Annotated in this window: 19 protein-coding genes and 4 pseudogenes; 15 read left to right on the forward strand and 8 right to left on the reverse strand. The window is 66.1% G+C overall.

Going from position 1 to position 14,721, the window contains the following annotated elements:
- Positions 1 to 17: 17 nt before the first annotated feature.
- Entirely contained in the window at positions 18 to 686 is a 669-nt protein-coding gene (locus ACFY2X_RS23995) for a helix-turn-helix domain-containing protein (RefSeq protein WP_389941229.1), read from the reverse strand.
- Between the two features lie 89 nt (positions 687 to 775).
- On the opposite strand from ACFY2X_RS23995, the gene ACFY2X_RS24000 reads away from it, so the two are divergent.
- Entirely contained in the window at positions 776 to 1,306 is a 531-nt protein-coding gene (locus ACFY2X_RS24000; RefSeq protein ID WP_389941230.1) for a hypothetical protein, read from the forward strand.
- Between the two features lie 191 nt (positions 1,307 to 1,497).
- On the opposite strand, the gene ACFY2X_RS24005 is transcribed toward ACFY2X_RS24000, so the two are convergent.
- Positions 1,498 to 1,713: a hypothetical protein gene (locus ACFY2X_RS24005; protein WP_389941232.1), complete on the reverse strand. Its 216-nt coding sequence runs from the start codon at positions 1,711 to 1,713 to the stop codon at positions 1,498 to 1,500.
- A gap of 231 nt (positions 1,714 to 1,944) precedes the next feature.
- On the opposite strand from ACFY2X_RS24005, the gene ACFY2X_RS24010 reads away from it, so the two are divergent.
- From ACFY2X_RS24010 to ACFY2X_RS24025, 4 genes and pseudogenes are all read left to right on the forward strand, one after another.
- Positions 1,945 to 2,250 carry a histidine kinase gene (locus tag ACFY2X_RS24010; RefSeq protein ID WP_389941234.1) on the forward strand — a complete coding sequence of 102 codons (306 nt, stop codon included), beginning with the start codon at positions 1,945 to 1,947 and terminating at the stop codon, positions 2,248 to 2,250.
- 111 nt (positions 2,251 to 2,361) lie between these two features.
- Positions 2,362 to 2,871: a DUF6448 family protein gene (locus ACFY2X_RS24015; protein WP_389941236.1), complete on the forward strand. Its 510-nt coding sequence runs from the start codon at positions 2,362 to 2,364 to the stop codon at positions 2,869 to 2,871.
- Positions 2,872 to 2,906: 35 nt separating this feature from the next.
- A complete protein-coding gene (locus ACFY2X_RS24020; RefSeq protein ID WP_389941238.1) occupies positions 2,907 to 3,104 on the forward strand; it encodes a hypothetical protein in 198 nt (65 codons plus the stop codon).
- A 15-nt stretch (positions 3,105 to 3,119) separates the two neighbouring features.
- Positions 3,120 to 3,688 (forward strand): annotated as a pseudogene (locus ACFY2X_RS24025) (hypothetical protein).
- On the opposite strand, the gene ACFY2X_RS24030 reads toward ACFY2X_RS24025, so the two are convergent.
- Together ACFY2X_RS24030 and ACFY2X_RS24035 are read right to left on the reverse strand one after the other, a co-directional pair.
- Positions 3,614 to 4,477 carry a universal stress protein gene (locus tag ACFY2X_RS24030; RefSeq protein WP_389941240.1) on the reverse strand — a complete coding sequence of 288 codons (864 nt, stop codon included), beginning with the start codon at positions 4,475 to 4,477 and terminating at the stop codon, positions 3,614 to 3,616. The pseudogene ACFY2X_RS24025 and the gene ACFY2X_RS24030 overlap by 75 nt on opposite strands.
- 306 nt (positions 4,478 to 4,783) lie before the next feature.
- Positions 4,784 to 6,079: a phosphoribosyltransferase family protein gene (locus tag ACFY2X_RS24035; protein ID WP_389941242.1), complete on the reverse strand. Its 1,296-nt coding sequence runs from the start codon at positions 6,077 to 6,079 to the stop codon at positions 4,784 to 4,786.
- 403 nt (positions 6,080 to 6,482) lie between these two features.
- On the opposite strand from ACFY2X_RS24035, the gene ACFY2X_RS24040 reads away from it, so the two are divergent.
- The 4 genes and pseudogenes from ACFY2X_RS24040 to ACFY2X_RS24055 all read left to right on the forward strand — a co-directional run.
- Positions 6,483 to 6,755 (forward strand): hypothetical protein, encoded by a 273-nt coding sequence (locus ACFY2X_RS24040; RefSeq protein ID WP_389941835.1) that lies wholly within the window; start codon positions 6,483 to 6,485, stop codon positions 6,753 to 6,755.
- A gap of 124 nt (positions 6,756 to 6,879) precedes the next feature.
- Positions 6,880 to 7,122, forward strand: a pseudogene (locus ACFY2X_RS24045) (fructose 1,6-bisphosphatase); the annotation flags it as partial.
- 25 nt (positions 7,123 to 7,147) lie between these two features.
- Positions 7,148 to 7,357, forward strand: coding sequence for a fructose 1,6-bisphosphatase (locus ACFY2X_RS24050; protein WP_389941810.1), 210 nt, complete (start codon positions 7,148 to 7,150; stop codon positions 7,355 to 7,357).
- Positions 7,338 to 7,484: pseudogene (locus ACFY2X_RS24055) on the forward strand (fructose 1,6-bisphosphatase); the annotation flags it as partial. The gene ACFY2X_RS24050 and the pseudogene ACFY2X_RS24055, both read left to right, overlap by 20 nt.
- Here the strand turns inward: ACFY2X_RS24055 and ACFY2X_RS24060 are convergent.
- Positions 7,421 to 7,573, reverse strand: coding sequence for a VOC family protein (locus ACFY2X_RS24060; protein ID WP_389941244.1), 153 nt, complete (start codon positions 7,571 to 7,573; stop codon positions 7,421 to 7,423). The pseudogene ACFY2X_RS24055 and the gene ACFY2X_RS24060 sit on opposite strands and share 64 nt — an antisense overlap.
- A 91-nt stretch (positions 7,574 to 7,664) precedes the next feature.
- Between ACFY2X_RS24060 and ACFY2X_RS24065 the strand changes: the two genes are divergently transcribed.
- Entirely contained in the window at positions 7,665 to 8,072 is a 408-nt protein-coding gene (locus tag ACFY2X_RS24065) for a hypothetical protein (RefSeq protein WP_389941246.1), read from the forward strand.
- A 16-nt stretch (positions 8,073 to 8,088) separates the two neighbouring features.
- Here the strand turns inward: ACFY2X_RS24065 and ACFY2X_RS24070 are convergent.
- Positions 8,089 to 8,226, reverse strand: a pseudogene (locus ACFY2X_RS24070) (universal stress protein); the annotation flags it as partial.
- Between the two features lie 351 nt (positions 8,227 to 8,577).
- Complete coding sequence (locus ACFY2X_RS24075) at positions 8,578 to 8,838, reverse strand: hypothetical protein (protein WP_389941248.1); 261 nt, start codon at positions 8,836 to 8,838, stop codon at positions 8,578 to 8,580.
- Between the two features lie 497 nt (positions 8,839 to 9,335).
- Between ACFY2X_RS24075 and ACFY2X_RS24080 the strand changes: the two genes are divergently transcribed.
- From ACFY2X_RS24080 to ACFY2X_RS24095, 4 genes are all read left to right on the forward strand, one after another.
- Positions 9,336 to 9,647 carry a UBP-type zinc finger domain-containing protein gene (locus ACFY2X_RS24080; RefSeq protein WP_389941250.1) on the forward strand — a complete coding sequence of 104 codons (312 nt, stop codon included), beginning with the start codon at positions 9,336 to 9,338 and terminating at the stop codon, positions 9,645 to 9,647.
- Between the two features lie 293 nt (positions 9,648 to 9,940).
- Positions 9,941 to 10,303: a type II toxin-antitoxin system RelE/ParE family toxin gene (locus tag ACFY2X_RS24085; RefSeq protein WP_389941252.1), complete on the forward strand. Its 363-nt coding sequence runs from the start codon at positions 9,941 to 9,943 to the stop codon at positions 10,301 to 10,303.
- Positions 10,300 to 10,617 carry a helix-turn-helix domain-containing protein gene (locus ACFY2X_RS24090; RefSeq protein ID WP_389941254.1) on the forward strand — a complete coding sequence of 106 codons (318 nt, stop codon included), beginning with the start codon at positions 10,300 to 10,302 and terminating at the stop codon, positions 10,615 to 10,617. The genes ACFY2X_RS24085 and ACFY2X_RS24090 overlap by 4 nt, the downstream gene beginning before the upstream one ends.
- Positions 10,618 to 11,271: 654 nt before the next feature.
- Complete coding sequence (locus ACFY2X_RS24095) at positions 11,272 to 12,675, forward strand: tyrosine-type recombinase/integrase (RefSeq protein ID WP_389941256.1); 1,404 nt, start codon at positions 11,272 to 11,274, stop codon at positions 12,673 to 12,675.
- On the opposite strand, the gene ACFY2X_RS24100 is transcribed toward ACFY2X_RS24095, so the two are convergent.
- A complete protein-coding gene (locus ACFY2X_RS24100; protein ID WP_389941258.1) occupies positions 12,647 to 13,327 on the reverse strand; it encodes a TetR/AcrR family transcriptional regulator in 681 nt (226 codons plus the stop codon). The two genes, ACFY2X_RS24095 and ACFY2X_RS24100, sit on opposite strands and share 29 nt — an antisense overlap.
- Here ACFY2X_RS24100 and ACFY2X_RS24105 point away from each other — a divergent pair.
- Positions 13,272 to 14,720, forward strand: coding sequence for a carboxylesterase/lipase family protein (locus tag ACFY2X_RS24105; protein WP_389941260.1), 1,449 nt, complete (start codon positions 13,272 to 13,274; stop codon positions 14,718 to 14,720). The genes ACFY2X_RS24100 and ACFY2X_RS24105 overlap by 56 nt on opposite strands.
- Position 14,721 lies beyond the last annotated feature (1 nt).

Consider the following 14,721-nt stretch of genomic DNA (forward strand, 5'->3'; position numbering starts at 1 on the left):
CGGCAGACGGGCAGTCATCACACACCCCGAATCACCCGAACAACTATTAAACAGGTGATACCCGGCACATTCCTTGATCCAACAGACCACCGGTATTGGCGCTGCCCGTTCAAGGTGACGGTCTCGATGAAATCGCAGGCCAGCAGGGCGTCGGCTTGCGAGCGCAGGAAATCAGCCCACGTGGTGGACGCCCGCTCGGGCGCCGGATCAAGACCTTCCTGCTTGAGGATCTCCCACACCGTGGACGGTGCGACCTTGATGCCGAGCGTGGTGAGCTCACCATGGACCCGCCGATAGCCCCAGCCGGGGTTCTCCCGGACCAGACGCACGATAAGGACACGGATGGAGCGGACCGTGGGCGGTCGCCCACGCCGCTTCGGCCGACAGGTACCGGCATGACGCCGTTTCATAAACTCGCGATGCCAGCGCAGAACGGTGTCCGGCCTGACGAGGAGCCGCAGCCAGCCCAGGACCTCACGGGGCAACGATGCCAGGAGGGAGGCGAGGAAGGCCCTGTCCTCCAGGGTGAATCTCACCTTGGTGTCGGCGCCGAGTTGCCGTTCAAGAACCGTGATCTGATGACGCAGGGCCAGTATCTCGACGTCCTTGTCCCGATCGCTCATCGGTAGCAACCGCAGCGCGGCGAAAGCGTTCGTGACAGTCAGGTAGGCCAGGCGAAAGAGCACAGCCGGTCATCATGCCGCCCCCTCTCCTGATGGTCAGCACTCGTGCATGCCACACGAGACCCTCAGGGGCATGACCTGGGCGGATGTAATTGTCGGCAGGCGCACTGTTCGAAGCTCTCACCGAGAACTGGACCACGCTTCCGCTGCTCGAGCAGACCCGCACACAGCTCGGCATTGAGCTGGCCGTGGGATTCGGCCTCGATGACTCCGCCCGCCTGTCGGTACGAAGCGCCGAACTCGCGCTGCGACGTGCCCGCGAGCACGGCCCGTCATGCGGATACCTCCAGACCGGGGACGGCCTCGTCATCGGACCGATCGGCACCGGCCACACACCCCTGCGCTCCGCCTACAAGACCATTGCCACCGACCTGCAAGCCCTGGCCAAACGCACCGGCCTCGGAACCGCCACCCTGTCGCGCCTGTCCAGCCTCGAGCGCCTCGTCGCCGGTTCCCCTGTCTCTGCCGAAGAGATCAGCCAGCACCTGCAGCTCAGCCCACCGAGCGGACGCCGCATCATTCGCACGCTCCGCGAATACCAGCTCGCCACCCCCGTCTGTGTTTCCCAACCCACCAGACGAGGCAGACCCAAGACTCTCTACAAACTCCACCTCAACGACTGAATCCCGTACATCGGCGAGCGTTTCGGTGTTCATGCCGGCTGGCGCCGCCTGCCGTACCAGTGTGGTCACGTGCGTGAGCAGCTCGGGGAACTCGGTGGGCTCGGCAGGAACGGTGAAGTACACGGAGATGATCTCTGGCTCGGCTGCTTGCTCCTCCACAAGCCGCTGGAGGACGAGCGCCCGATCGGTCGTCACGCCTCTCCCGGGACGCCGCTGGCGAGGTTGATCTCGACGTCCTTGCCAGGATCGAGTCCCGGCAGCTCGGCCCGCAGCACGTAGCGGTCGTCCTTGGCGTAATCCTCGAACCTGATGGGGTTCCACTCCCGCGACCGAGGAGCGGGCCAGTGCGGCCGATCGAACAGCTCCGCCAAGAAGCCTCTCGGCTCCCAGCACGACACCGCGTTCATGTCCGCCTCCGCGTATTTCCCAGGATTTCCCGTCTCTTCATCCCAACTCGCGGCGGCGTCTGGTGCTGGAGCGGAGGTCCCACCCCATAGGGCCTTTCGGCCCGCCGCCTCCAAGAGGGTAAAACGCACCACAAAAGCCTTTGCCGAAACTGTGTGCACTCACCGGTACTCACAAGGAAATGAGTTAGGGGTGGGCCAGAGCACCGCTATGCAGGGAAGGGGACATCGGTCATGACAGATGAACAAGCTGTCCCCGGCCCGGACCCGGCCGATCAACACGGACACGCCCAGCGGTCGGCAGCGGATCGCGAGCGTATGGCATACGCCCTCTTTGACTCGTTGATCCACCGGCTGCACGCGGTCAGCCTTCACTTGCATGGGGCGCTGCCCCACATCAACGACGAACACGCCGCCACCAAGGTCGGCCATGCCATCGACGAGCTAGACCAAGCCATCCGGCATCTACACAACGCCGTCCTCGACATCCGCCAGGGGCCGAGCGGACCCGACCGCGGGAGTGAGGCAGAGCCCACGTGATCAGAGCCGGCGGACTCGGGACCTTCGCCTCTTCCATGCCGTCGCGACATCGTGCTGGGATGGACTCGCGACATCAAGGGGGTGGCGGTAATGCCTCCACATTGTGACTCGATGAGCGGCCCGGTCGTGACGGCGGCGAAGAACGCGCTGCGCGCCCGTGACGTCGATCTTGTGCTGCCGTACGTCCACACCGAAGGCGAGGATGAGGTCCGCCGGGCATTCTCCCGTGTCCTGCCGCTGCGTGCCCTGGGCCCGGAGGTCGCCGACCTGGCGGACCAGTGGTTCTTCGAGACCGTCGTACGCATGCACCGTGCCGGTGAGAACGCTCCCTACACAGGCCTCAAACCGGCAGGTGTGGACGAGGGCTCGGTGCTTCCTCTCGCCGAGAAGGCCGTGGAAACCGGCTCCATAGACGAGGTTCACTCGTTTCTCACCGCCGAACTACGAACGGGTCTCCAACGCCGGATCAACGAGGTAGGCCGGCTGGCCGAGCAGAGGGACGGCACCGTCGGCAGGGCCCGCGCCCATGTCGCCGCGATGCTCGGTTTCGAGGTGTACTGCCACCACGTGCACCAGCTGGTGAGCTCAGACCCGCACAACGAGCGTCACGAGGACGAGTGACGACACCATGGCGGCACGATCGCTGAGAGATGGCCATGGATCTCAAGGGAATACTCAGCGACGAGGCATCGACCCTGCTCGAACACCACGCGACCGGGATCCCGCGCGAGCAACCGCATCTGCCCGGCCCTGACTTCGTGGGCCGGGTCGTGGCAGACAGTGACAGGCCGCCCGCGGTGCTGCGCAACCTGCAGCACGTCTTCGACACCGGCCGCCTGGCCGGCACCGGGTAACTGTCGATCCTTCCCGTGGACCGGGGAAACGAGCATTCGGCGGCGTCGTCGTCCGCCCCCAATCCCGGCTACTTCGACCCTGGACAGCTGCGCGAGCTGACCATCGAGGGTGGCTGCAACGCCATCGCCTCCACCCTCGGTGTGCTGGGCGCCGTCTTCCGCCGGTACGTGCACCGAGTCCCGTTCATCGTCGAGCTCAACCACAACGAGCTGATGACCTACCCCAACCGCTATGGCCAGGTGATGTTCGCACAGTCAAACAAGCCTTCGACCTGGGCGCGGTAGCGGTCGGGGCCACGGTCTACTTCGGCGCGCCGGAAAGCATGTGGCGACTGCAGGAAGTACGGCGAGCGTTCCAGACAGCGCACCGGCTAGGCATGTTCACCGTACTCTGGGCCTACCTGCGCAACGCGGCCCAAGGCCCCCAGCACCAGAATCGGACCGTTCGGAAACGTGTCGTACTCATCGGCGCGGTGATCGGCGGATCTTGGTCGCATGTGCTGGTGCCTTCAGTCGGCTCGGACACGTGGCCGTACGACAGCCACTGGGCAGGTCGCGTAGTGAAGGACACCGTGGCTGACTGAGCCGAGCACGGCCGAGCGGATCACTCCCCGGCCCCGCGAGCCAACGACGACCAGGTCGGCACGAGCGGACGCCTCGCACAGCGCCGCGATGGGGTTCCCGCGGTAGACCGACTCGCTCACCGCCACGCCGGGGTGCCGTTTCAACCACGGCTCCAGCACGCCATGGACATGGGCTTGCTGCGCTTGGGCGATGATGTCGGGATCCAGCCCGAATCCGGCACCCAGCCTGCTCGACGGCAGGTCCCAGGCGTGCACGACCCGCAGCCGGGCGCCGCGTGCCTGCGCCTCCTCAAAGGCGTAGTCGATGGCCGGGTGTACGGCGTCGTCGGGGTTCAGCCCGGCCACGATCTCGCCCTGCACCATGGTGGGTGCGCCACGGACCACGACCACGGGCCCCATCACATGCCCGGCGAGGCCCAATCCCACCGAGCCCAGCAGGAGCCCGGCGAAGCCGCCCAGGCCGCGGCTCCCTACCACGATGGCCGCGGCCTCGCCGGCCTGCGCGCGCAAGATCTCGGTAGTGTCGCCGTAGAGCAGTTCGGTGCTCACATGGACATCGCTTCGGGACTCGGCCGCCCGCGCGGCGGCCTCCTGCAGCAGCCGCTCACCTTGCTTGCGGGCTGGGTCGTCGGCTGAGCGCTCGTATGCTCGCCCGCCGTAGACGAGCGGCTCTTCGACATAGACGATCTGCAGGTCGCAGCCGCGGCGAGCCGCGTCGTCGGCCGCCCACAGTGCCGCCGCCAGCGCTCCCCGGGAGCCGTCCACGCCTACGATGATCTGTTCGGACATACCCGTCAGTCCTTTCTGGTCGACCCTGCGGGCCTCAGCAGAGCGCGATCCTGGCACGGCCGAGACGCTCCGCCTCCGCCTCAACGAACAACCCATGAGTCGCAACCGCGACAATCTCCGGCGCCGCGCCGTGGTCGGCGAACGACCTTCGCCACGGCCTCAATCGCGCAGGTCACATACCCCCTCCCTTCACCCCCTACCAGGCCTGACGGTCAAGGGCCGAGGGTCCTCAGGAGCGAAGAGAGCGACAGCGCTGAGCCAAAGCCCCGCCTAGTGACCGGCACCGTCCCCGTGACGGCATTACTCTCAGCTCACGCATGTCCTGAAGTGCTCGGTGAACCAGTCGCGTGCCAGGTCGGCGACGGTCTCCAGCGCTCCGGGCTCCTCGAACAGGTGAGTGGCATCAGAGACGACCTCGAGGCTGTTCTCGCAGCGCAACCGCTCTTGCGCCGCCAGATTGAGGTCGAGCACCAGTTCGTCGCGGCCGCCCACGATCAGCAGCGTCGCCGCCCGCACCGCGGACAGCCGCGGTCCGGCCAGATCCGGTCGTCCGCCTCGTGAGACGACGGCGGTCACTCGGCTGCCTGGCTCCGCCGCCGCCCACAGCGCGGCCGCCGCTCCGGTGCTGGCTCCGAAATAGCCGACCGGCAGTCCCGCGGCCTGAGGTTGATCAGCAAGCCAGTTCGTCACCTGCACGAGCCTTCCGGCCAGCAACTCGATGTCGAACACGTTGCCTCGGTCGTACTCCTCCTCGGCCGTGAGCAGGTCGAACAGCAAAGTTCCCAGGCCCGCACGGTGGAGTACCGAGGCCACGTACCGGTTGCGTGGACTGTGCCGGCTGCTGCCGCTGCCGTGCACGAAGACCACCACGCCCTCGGCCTCCTCCGGAATGACGAATCGCCCAGGCAACCGGACAGGACCGGCTTCCACCATCACCTCACCGACAGCCTCCCGCGGATCAGCTTCCTTCCCGCGCACCATGCCCTCGGCGGCAGGAGCCGCGTTCCGCCGCAACAGTTCGACCACTTGCTCGTCGGTGGTCTGAGTGAAATCGGCATACCAGACGCCAATGGCGAAGAGATCGGCAGGTGTCTCCAGACAGATCACCTCGTCGGCGTCCTCCCGCAGACTCGCGATCGTGTCCGGCGCGCCGACCGGGACCGCCAAGATCACTCGCGCGGCGCCGCGCGCATGAGCCACCTGGCAGGCGGCGCGAGCCGTGCCGCCCGTGGCGATCCCGTCGTCTACCACGATGACCGTACGACCGGCGAGGTCGATCGGTGCGCGGTCACCGCGAAAACGGCGCGCCCGGCGCAGCACCTCGACCTGCTCACGTTCCTCTACCGTCGCCATCTCGGCTTGCGTCACGTTCGCCATCCGGACGACATTAGGATTGATCACGCGTATGCCGCCCTCTCCGACAGCACCGAATCCCAGCTCGGGCTGGAACGGCACCCCCAGCTTGCGGACCACGATCACATCCAGCGGAGCACCCAAGGCCTGGGCGACTTCGAAGGCCACGGGTACGCCGCCTCTGGGCAATCCCAGCACGACCACATTCTCGTCGGTCATACGTCCGGCCAGCCGTTCGGCCAGACGCACACCCGCATCATGACGATCAACGAACACTCGGCGTACCTGCCTCCCCCGGCACTTCGCCGCACCTAACACGAATCCCCACGCCGACGACAAAGGACACCCCTCTCATCACCATCAGACGGCAAGGAGTCTCATGCGCGGCGCCGAAGGGCCCACTTCGTGAGCCCACCTTGGGGTCACGCCGTACTCTGCTCAGACGGTGACTACGGCTCGCCAATCTCGCTGGCGACGGGCTTGACTAGATGGAGCAGAGATACATCTTCCATAGCCGTTGGCAGGCTGCCCGAGGACTTCCGCAGCGAAGTGCTGCGCCCGATGCTGTCGACGATCCTGGCCTAGCAGGTGATCTTTCGATGCCTGCCCAAGCCTCCTACACTCCGGCACCTTTGCGAAGGCAGGCCACGACATGACAGATGATGATCGGATTCAGGAGATCGCGATCCGCTACGTACACAATGACGACCACCTGCGACGTGAGTTCGACCACCAGTTCGCCTTGTTCCTGCGGTCGCTGCCGCCGTACCACCGCTGGGACATCACTCCGCTGGTGGACGCCCTGGATCAGCTCGGCAAGCGGATTCCCAGCGTGGAGGTCAGGCTGCGGCGCGATCCGGCACGTTCAGAGCTCCAGGTGTCTTTGGACTTCGGTCTGCTCCGCATTCCCGCAGAAGGGCCCTGACGCGGCGCCTGTCGGGCGTTTCCATCTTGTCCTTCGCCGCTCAACTCGGGGAAGAGGACTTCCGCCCCTGGCCAGCACAGGACGTTGGCCACTAGCGGTCACATCCCCTGCGCAAGCCGACTGGATCGAGAAGAGGAGACGTGGTCGCACCGATGTCACCAGCGGGGGCAAGCCAACGGGAGGCGCTGAAAAATGCTCACTCTCAGTATCATCAAGGCCGACACCGGGGGTCGCCGACCACTCAGCGGTCCATCCGGACATGATCTCCGAGGCTCGCCGCGAGGTTGCGCGAGCGATCGAGTCCGGGCTGCTCATCGACGGGCACGTGGCCAGCTATGGCGATGACATCTCGCTCATCATGACCCACGCCTACGGCCCCCGACGCGGGGCTCATCCACTCCTTCGTCTGGGACACCTTCCAGGCGACGACGCGCATCGCGAAGGAACTCGGCCTGTACGGAGCGGGTCAGGACCTGCTCTCGGACGCCTTCTCCGACAACCTGCGGGGCACGGGCCCCGGCTACGCCGAACTGGAGCTCGAGGAGCGACCCTCAGAGCCGGTCCTGTTGCCGCTCATCGTGGGCAAGCAAGTACGTCGGTAAGGACGATCCAGTGATGATCGTCCGCTGCCAGTCCGGGCGAACGCGTCCTGAGCAGGCCGTACGTCAGACGCGCTCGTACCATTCGCCGCTTGCCAGCACATCCGTCGCCGGCAGCGCGATGTGGTGAAGCCCTGTGATCTCCGGCATGCTGATCCCGTTCTTCTGCCCCGAGGCGGTCCAGCCGGCACAGCCGTCGGCATTTAGCCACTGATCCATACCCTCGCCGAGATGGGAGAACACAGAGCTGCCAACGCGTGTCCTCACCACAAATATGGGTATGGCTGGAATGTCTACCGGGGGGATCGATATGGTTGATCGGGTCTGGCTGGAGGAGATGCGGCAGGTGCTGGACGAGGCCTACCGCGATCGCGACCAAGCCGCGGTCCGGGACGTCTATTCGCGCGCGTCCACACACATCCACCTGTCCGCTGACATGCTGGCGCACCTCAACGATCTACCGGAGGGCGCCTACACCCGGCGAGAGATGGCAGAGGCGATCAACAGGGTTGTCCGGCACCGTGGCGAACAGGAAACGCTCGGCCTGCTGGAAAGCCCTGTGCAGATCGAGGCGGTGGAGAACACAGTCGAGGCAGAGCGAGCCGTATGGGATGACACGCCGCTGGAGGCGCTGAACCCGACGCCAGCCGCCCCGCAAGAGGACGCTCCGGAATTCCGCGAGCCGCGCTTCCCACGGCCGGAGACCAAGGAGAGTTGATCGGGACGGTCGGCGGTCAATGACGAGGACGGACCACGGCCACCGGGCAGTGCGCGTGGTGCAGGACGCCGTGACTGACCGAGCCGAGCAGCGCCGAGCCGATCACTCCCTTGCCGCGCGAACCGACGACCACGAGGTCAGCCTGCGCGCACGCGTCGCAGAACGCGGCCAGCCACCACAGGGCGAACAGCGGGTCGTCGCGAGCAGAGTCCAGGAACGCCGCCAGCTGCTGGGGCGTCCAGACCACCACCGCCGGCCGCCGGGCGATCTTGTTGTTGGAGTAGCCATGCGCGACGTCTAGCACGATCCTCACGCGGACGACCTGCTGGAACGGCGCGGTACGAGAGTGGGACAGCTGCTTGAGCCACCTGCGCTCGGCAGCGGTGAGCACGATCTGGCGGGCACGGGGAACAGGCACGCGGGGACTTCCATGATCGATCCAAGGAGGACCCGTTGAGGATCTTCCCGGCCCTGGCGGCTCCGCGTGCTTCCCCGCAGCCCGCCGTTACAGGTACTGGCCCGCCTCGGCGCTGTTTGTCTTCGACACCCGCACCGACACCACGTTGGCCAGGTTGATGACCATGCCATTCACGTCGGATTCACGGTCGTATCTCGTCCGGGTCAACACCAGGCTGCGCCGCTCGTCCAGAGCACGAGCGATCGCCTCCAACGCTTCGGGCTCTCCGTCGAAATCCCCGCTTATCACGGAGACGTCTTCACCGCCCACCGGGTGAAATCGAATCATCAGTACGGCGTTGTCAGGCATGGTCGGCTCCTTTCGCCAGAGCCTGCAAGGAGCACCTGCCCGGCGTCGACCGTTTTAGGCAGGTGCCCTCCACATCACCTGCCGCATCGCGGATTCGGACGTTCTCAAGCACCTCGGCGGCGCCCTCCCACTACCGCTCGACGGACTCCTCTGTCGATCAGGGCGGGTGGCTGCAGTCTCCTCGATGGAGCGGCCCGACGGGTAGCAGGGATGATTTGGAGGACGGTCCTGGGTGACGCCTTCGACGTATGACCGGCGAACTGACGTGCAGGGTGCGGGAAACCGGCCAACCCGAGCGCGACTTATCACGCCGGATGACGACCCGCGTCCTCCTCTCCGGGCGGATAGGCGCCGAGAACAAAGCGACGTCGGATTCGCCATCACAGCCGGTGATGAGGCTTGCTGGGATTGGACGTTTCCGCTGGCCCGCCGATCACGTGGAATGAAAGGGGATCAGTCGGCGCACCTCGCGCCGCTGTCGCCGTGAGGGGGTCGTGATGATCCTGGACGTAGAAGGCGTGAATCTGACGGCACACGGCGGTCTGAACGGTCAGGCACCGCGCTGCGGCCACCTCGACATGCTCCTGGGCACCGAGCGCGGGTTGCCGGAATGTACGGAGTGTCTGGCGCTCGGCTTGACTTGGGCGCGCCTGTTGGTGTGCCTGACGTGCGGGTGGGTGGCCTGTTCCGACGATTCGCCGGGCGGTCACGCGAGGGAGCACTACCGGGAGACCGATCACCCGGTGGTTGCAGCGCTGGAACCGGAGACGGCCTGGCGATGGTGTTACGTGCACGGGCGAGCCGTGTGAGCGAGACGGAAGAGGCTCATGACTATTTCTGAAGAACCGGTGAAACGCCGGGAGAACTACGACGGCGTATCACCTTTCCCCGGGGCCGCAGAGCACGCTCCGGCCGGCAGAGCGCAGGTAGGACTGACGACGACGATCGTCGTTCTGCCGTTCGTCGCGCTGGGAATCGCGATTTCCCTGGCACGGAGATGACGTTCGCCGTAGATCAGCATGCGTTCGGTGCACTCGGCTCGCACCGCGGATCCAGCGCTCGGCGTAAGACACCGAGGTATATCTATAGCTATACTCCATAAGTGGCCGGAGAAGAATGGGACGTCTACGTCGTGACCGAGGTCCGCGAATGGATCGAGCAACTCGACGACGCCACGCATGCCCGGGTAGTGCAGGCCATCGACGCGCTCGCCGAAGGCGGCCCTGGACTGGGACGGCCCCTGGTCGACACGATCACCGGATCGGCGATCCAAAACCTCAAGGAACTCCGGCCCGGCACGGTGCGCATCCTGTTCGCCTTCGACCCGTGGCGCTCCAGCATCCTGCTGGTCGCAGGCGACAAGGCCGGACGATGGAAAAGCTGGTATGAGGAAGCCATCCCACTGGCCGAGCACCGATACGAGGTCTATCTGAAGGAACGCGCCCAGCAGGAGGACAGCAGATGAGCGGGTACGTGCGCTGGAAGGACATCCGGGCCGAACACGTCCAGCGAGCCGGCGGTGAGGAAGCCGTCCAGGCCGGTAAGCGGGAACTCCTGGCCCAGGTCCAAGGGCACCGGCTGGCGGAGATCCGCCGGGGGCGCGGCCTGACCCAGCAGCAGGTCGCCGATCGTATGGGAGTCACCAAGGGGCGCGTCTCTCAGATCGAGCAGGGCAAGATCTCCGGTCAGGACATCCTGGCCCGCTACGCAGCCGCCCTCGGAGGTCGACTTCACCAGTCCATCTACTTCGATGATGGCGATATCGCCGCGATCGCTTGACGAACCTGACGCGATGCCCGTGAATGCGAAATAAGACTGGGATGCCGATTAACCACCCGACCAGATCAAACGATACGCCATACCCCGTTTACCTTGGTATCGCCTCGCCGGGTCGGGAAAGCTCATAGAGAAGCGTGTGCCACGCCGATATTCTCGTGATGACCGGCGAGCTGGGATTTTCCGAGCAGCACCTACTCATTGGCCTTGGTCAAGGGCGCGCCGCTGCTCGTCGATCACGACGTGATCGGCGCAGTAACGACCCAATGGTTGCTCAGTGGTTGCTCAGTGGTTGCTCGCGTGTATGCGGTACGGCATGGCACGCACCGCCATAACCCGGCATCACGATGGGAACAATGGCGGACGGAATGACAGGAAACGACACGGCGTGGCAGTGCGCGGCATTTAACCAGGGCGCTTTTAATCCGTAGGTTCTGGGTTCGAGTCCCAGGCGCCCTACCACGTATCACTGCAGGCCAACGGCGCTTTCTTGGCATCGCGCCACAGCCCGGCCAGACCGGCTCGAAGATCATGTTCCCCCGATGTTCCCGCATCTCACCATGCGGTGGTGAAAGTTCGCTCGTTGATGCGAGTCGTAGCCGCTCCTCGCCTGCGCCCTCCGCCACCATGCGCCCCCAGGAAACTCCGGAGGAGCACATGGCGCGGATCATCGAACGCACGGCCAAGAACGGCGCGAAATCGTGGCTGGTGAAGTGGCGCATCGGCGGCGGCAGAGGCGGCAAAGAAGACTTCGAGACCTGCTACGAGCGGCAGGTCGCCGAAGACTTCGCGACCCTGGTCGAACTCAGCGGAGAGAACCGGCCACACGGCTACCCCAAGGGCTGCCACGACATCGAGGACCCGCACTTCGACGGCACCCTCGACGCTGACATGCCGACCTTCGAACACTACGCCCGCCACAACTACGCCACCCGCCTCGGCGCCGCCCCCACCCAGCGCCTCGTCTACCTGACCGAGGCCGAACGGCACGTCTTCCCCTGCTTCGGCCATCTGCCCCTGGACCGGGTCACCCGCCGCGTGCTGCGCGAATGGGTCGAATGGATGCTCACCAAACCATCCGCACGCAACGAGCACCAGCCCAGCCCTCCCCTATCGGATGAGCAGGCCGCACGCCGATGGGCACAGACCAACGACATCGCCGTCAAGAGGACCGGACGCGTGCCACCCGACGTGCTGCGGCAATGGCGGGATGCAGGCTCACCCAGACCCGCACGATCAAGCCCGAAGCCGCTGTCCCCGGCCTCGGTGGGACGGGTCTACCGAGGAACGATCAAGCCCGTCTTCAGGGCGGCGATGCAGCAGGGCGAGGACGGCGAACCGCCACTGCTGACCTCATCGCCTTGCGACGGCTTCCGCCTGCCACCCGGCCCCGTGACCGCGCGGGCCATCCTGTACGGCCCCGAGGTGAACATCTACCTCCAGGCGGTCCACGACATCGACCCCGACACCGCCCTATTCATCGTGACCGAAATGGCCACCGGCCTGCGCTGGGGCGAAATCGCCGGACTCCACGTGTCCAGCCTGGACCCGGCCGGATGCCTCATCCACGTCACCCAGACCTACGCCTACCTGCTCAACGAAACGACCGGCCGCAGGCAATGGCAGCTCAGGCCCTACCCGAAAGGTAAGAAGCAGCGCGACGTACCCATCTGCCACGAGCTGGCCGCGCTCCTGGCGCGCCACGCGAAAGGCAAGAGTCCCGGCCAGCCCCTCTTCCAGGGACCCGGGGGACGCCATATCGACTACGCCAACCAGCGCAACAACGTACTCCAGCCCGCCCTCGAACTCGCCCACCAACGCGGCCTGGCCAAACACATCACCCCACACGCGCTTCGACACACCATGATCACCATGCTCCGCGACGGCGGCGTCGCCCCAGGAGTCATGCAACTGATCGCCGGCCACGAGTCCTACCAGACGACCGCCCGCTACTCCAGCCAACACACCCCCGCCCAGCGAACACTCATCCTCAACGCCGTCCACCCCATCATCAAGGCAGCAGGATTGTTGTTCAACAATCCAGAACCCCGTCACGAGTAACGAGACTCCGTTTCGCACCCCAAGTCGAGAGCACCCCGACATGGATTTTCACGTGGGGCAGGCTCCCACTGCGCTTCCCTTCGTAGCATAGAGACCGAACCCGAGATGAGGTTGGGTCGCGGGAGGCACCAAGCGCAGGAGCGAGACGATATTCGTCACCGTGAGGTAGGCCAAGCGCAGCACCACAACCGATCATCATGCCGCTCACCGGAGCGCTCGAGACACCGCCGGGCCGAGATCGCCCATCATGCCTACGACCCGCGCGGATGCAAATTCGGCACCCGCAACGTGCCCGTCCGGGCAGGACGTGCAGGACGTGTTCGTCGCAGGCGGTCCGCAACCCGTCTTTGCTGCCGAAGTGATGAAAGATCAAGTCGATGCTGACCCCCACGTCCGCCGCGACGGCACGCAGGTTCGTCTTCTGAAAACCGTCGCGGGCGAAATGGGCGATGGCGGCGTTGCGGATCCGAGCCTGAGCGGTCATGTCCCCCGGAAGGCGGCCGATCTGGATCAATGGAGGCCCGCTGTCCACCCTCGAGCGAGTGCCATACCATTCGGTACGGTACGGTCTGGTGAGACGCAAGGAGTGGTGAGCGATGACGATCACTATGACGACGACAGGAAAGGTTCGCGGCGCCGACGCGGGCGGCATCGGAGTCTTCAAGGGAATCCCGTTCGCCAGGAGTCCTTTCGGGCCGTTCCGGATGGCCGCGCCCGTCCCCGCCGAGGCATGGGAGGGCACCCGTGATGCCACCGGCTTCGGCCCCCGGCCACCGCAGGCGTCCGTGTTTGCCGGGATGCCCACGTGGAGCTCCGCGGACGGGCTCGACTGCCTCACCGTCAACGTGTGGTCGCCCGACTCCGGCGGATCGGGGCTGCCGGTGATGGTCTGGATCTACGACGGCGCCTACATGACGGGTTCGGCCGACCTCCCGGAGTTCGACGCGCGGCTGCTGGCGGGCGAGGGCGTGGTCGTGGTCTCGTTCAACTACCGGATCGGTATGGAGGGCTTCGGCCAGGTCGATGGCGCCCCGCCGAACCGAGGGCTGTTCGACCAGGTCGCGGCGCTGCGCTGGGTTCAGGAGAACATCGCCGCGTTCGGCGGCGATCCCGGCAACGTCACGCTCTTCGGTGAGTCGGCCGGGGCGGGCTCGATCGCCTGTCTGATGACGATGCCCTCGGCGGCCGGGCTGTTCCGGCGGGCGATCGCGCAGAGCGTGCCAGGCCTGTTCCTCACCCCTGGGCTGGCCGCCCGCATCACCGAAGCCGTCAGGAAGCGGCTGGGCGGCGCGTCGCCGTACGAGAGCGCGCCCGAGGATTTGATCACGGCGGCGAGCGCGGTCGCGGCCGAGGAGTTCACCGGTGCGCCCGAGCGATGGGGCCGCCTGGCGTTCGCCTCGATCCCGTTCGCACTGGTGGTGGACGGCGAGGTCCTGCCCTCCAGGCCATGGCTGGCCGTGGTGCGCGGCGCCGCCGGCGACATCGACCTGATCGTGGGCTTCAACAAGGACGAGTTCAACCTGTTCCTCGCGTCGTATGACACGACGGGCAGCGAGATGGACGGACGGCTCGATGCGGCCCTTGCGGCTCTCGCCCCACCCGGCGCCGGTGCGGTCTACCGGGCCGCGCTCCCAGAAGCGTCCTCCCGGGAGCTGTACGGCAGGCTCATGTCCGACTGGCTGTTCAGGATGCCGAGCGCGCTGCTGGCCGACGCGCACTCCGGGCGGACCCACGCGTACGAGCTGGCCTGGGCCCCCACCCTCCTGGGCGCCTGCCACGGCCTGGACGTGCCGCTGACCTTCGGCACCCTGGACACACCGTTGGCCTCGACGATGTCCGGCGGCGCACCCGAGGCGGAGACGCTCTCACGGCAGTTCCGCACCGCCTGGACCCGGTTCGCGACCACGGGCGATCCCGGCTGGCCCGGTTACGAGCCCGGGACGGCCACCACCCACGTCTTCGACGTCGAACCTTCGGACGTGCATGACCCAGAGGCGAGCTCCCGGGCGCTCTGGTCCACCACCGGCATCACCGTCATCGGCTGAA

It is taken from the genome of Streptosporangium sp. NPDC000396 (genome assembly GCF_042898655.1).
Lineage (GTDB): Bacteria > Actinomycetota > Actinomycetes > Streptosporangiales > Streptosporangiaceae > Streptosporangium.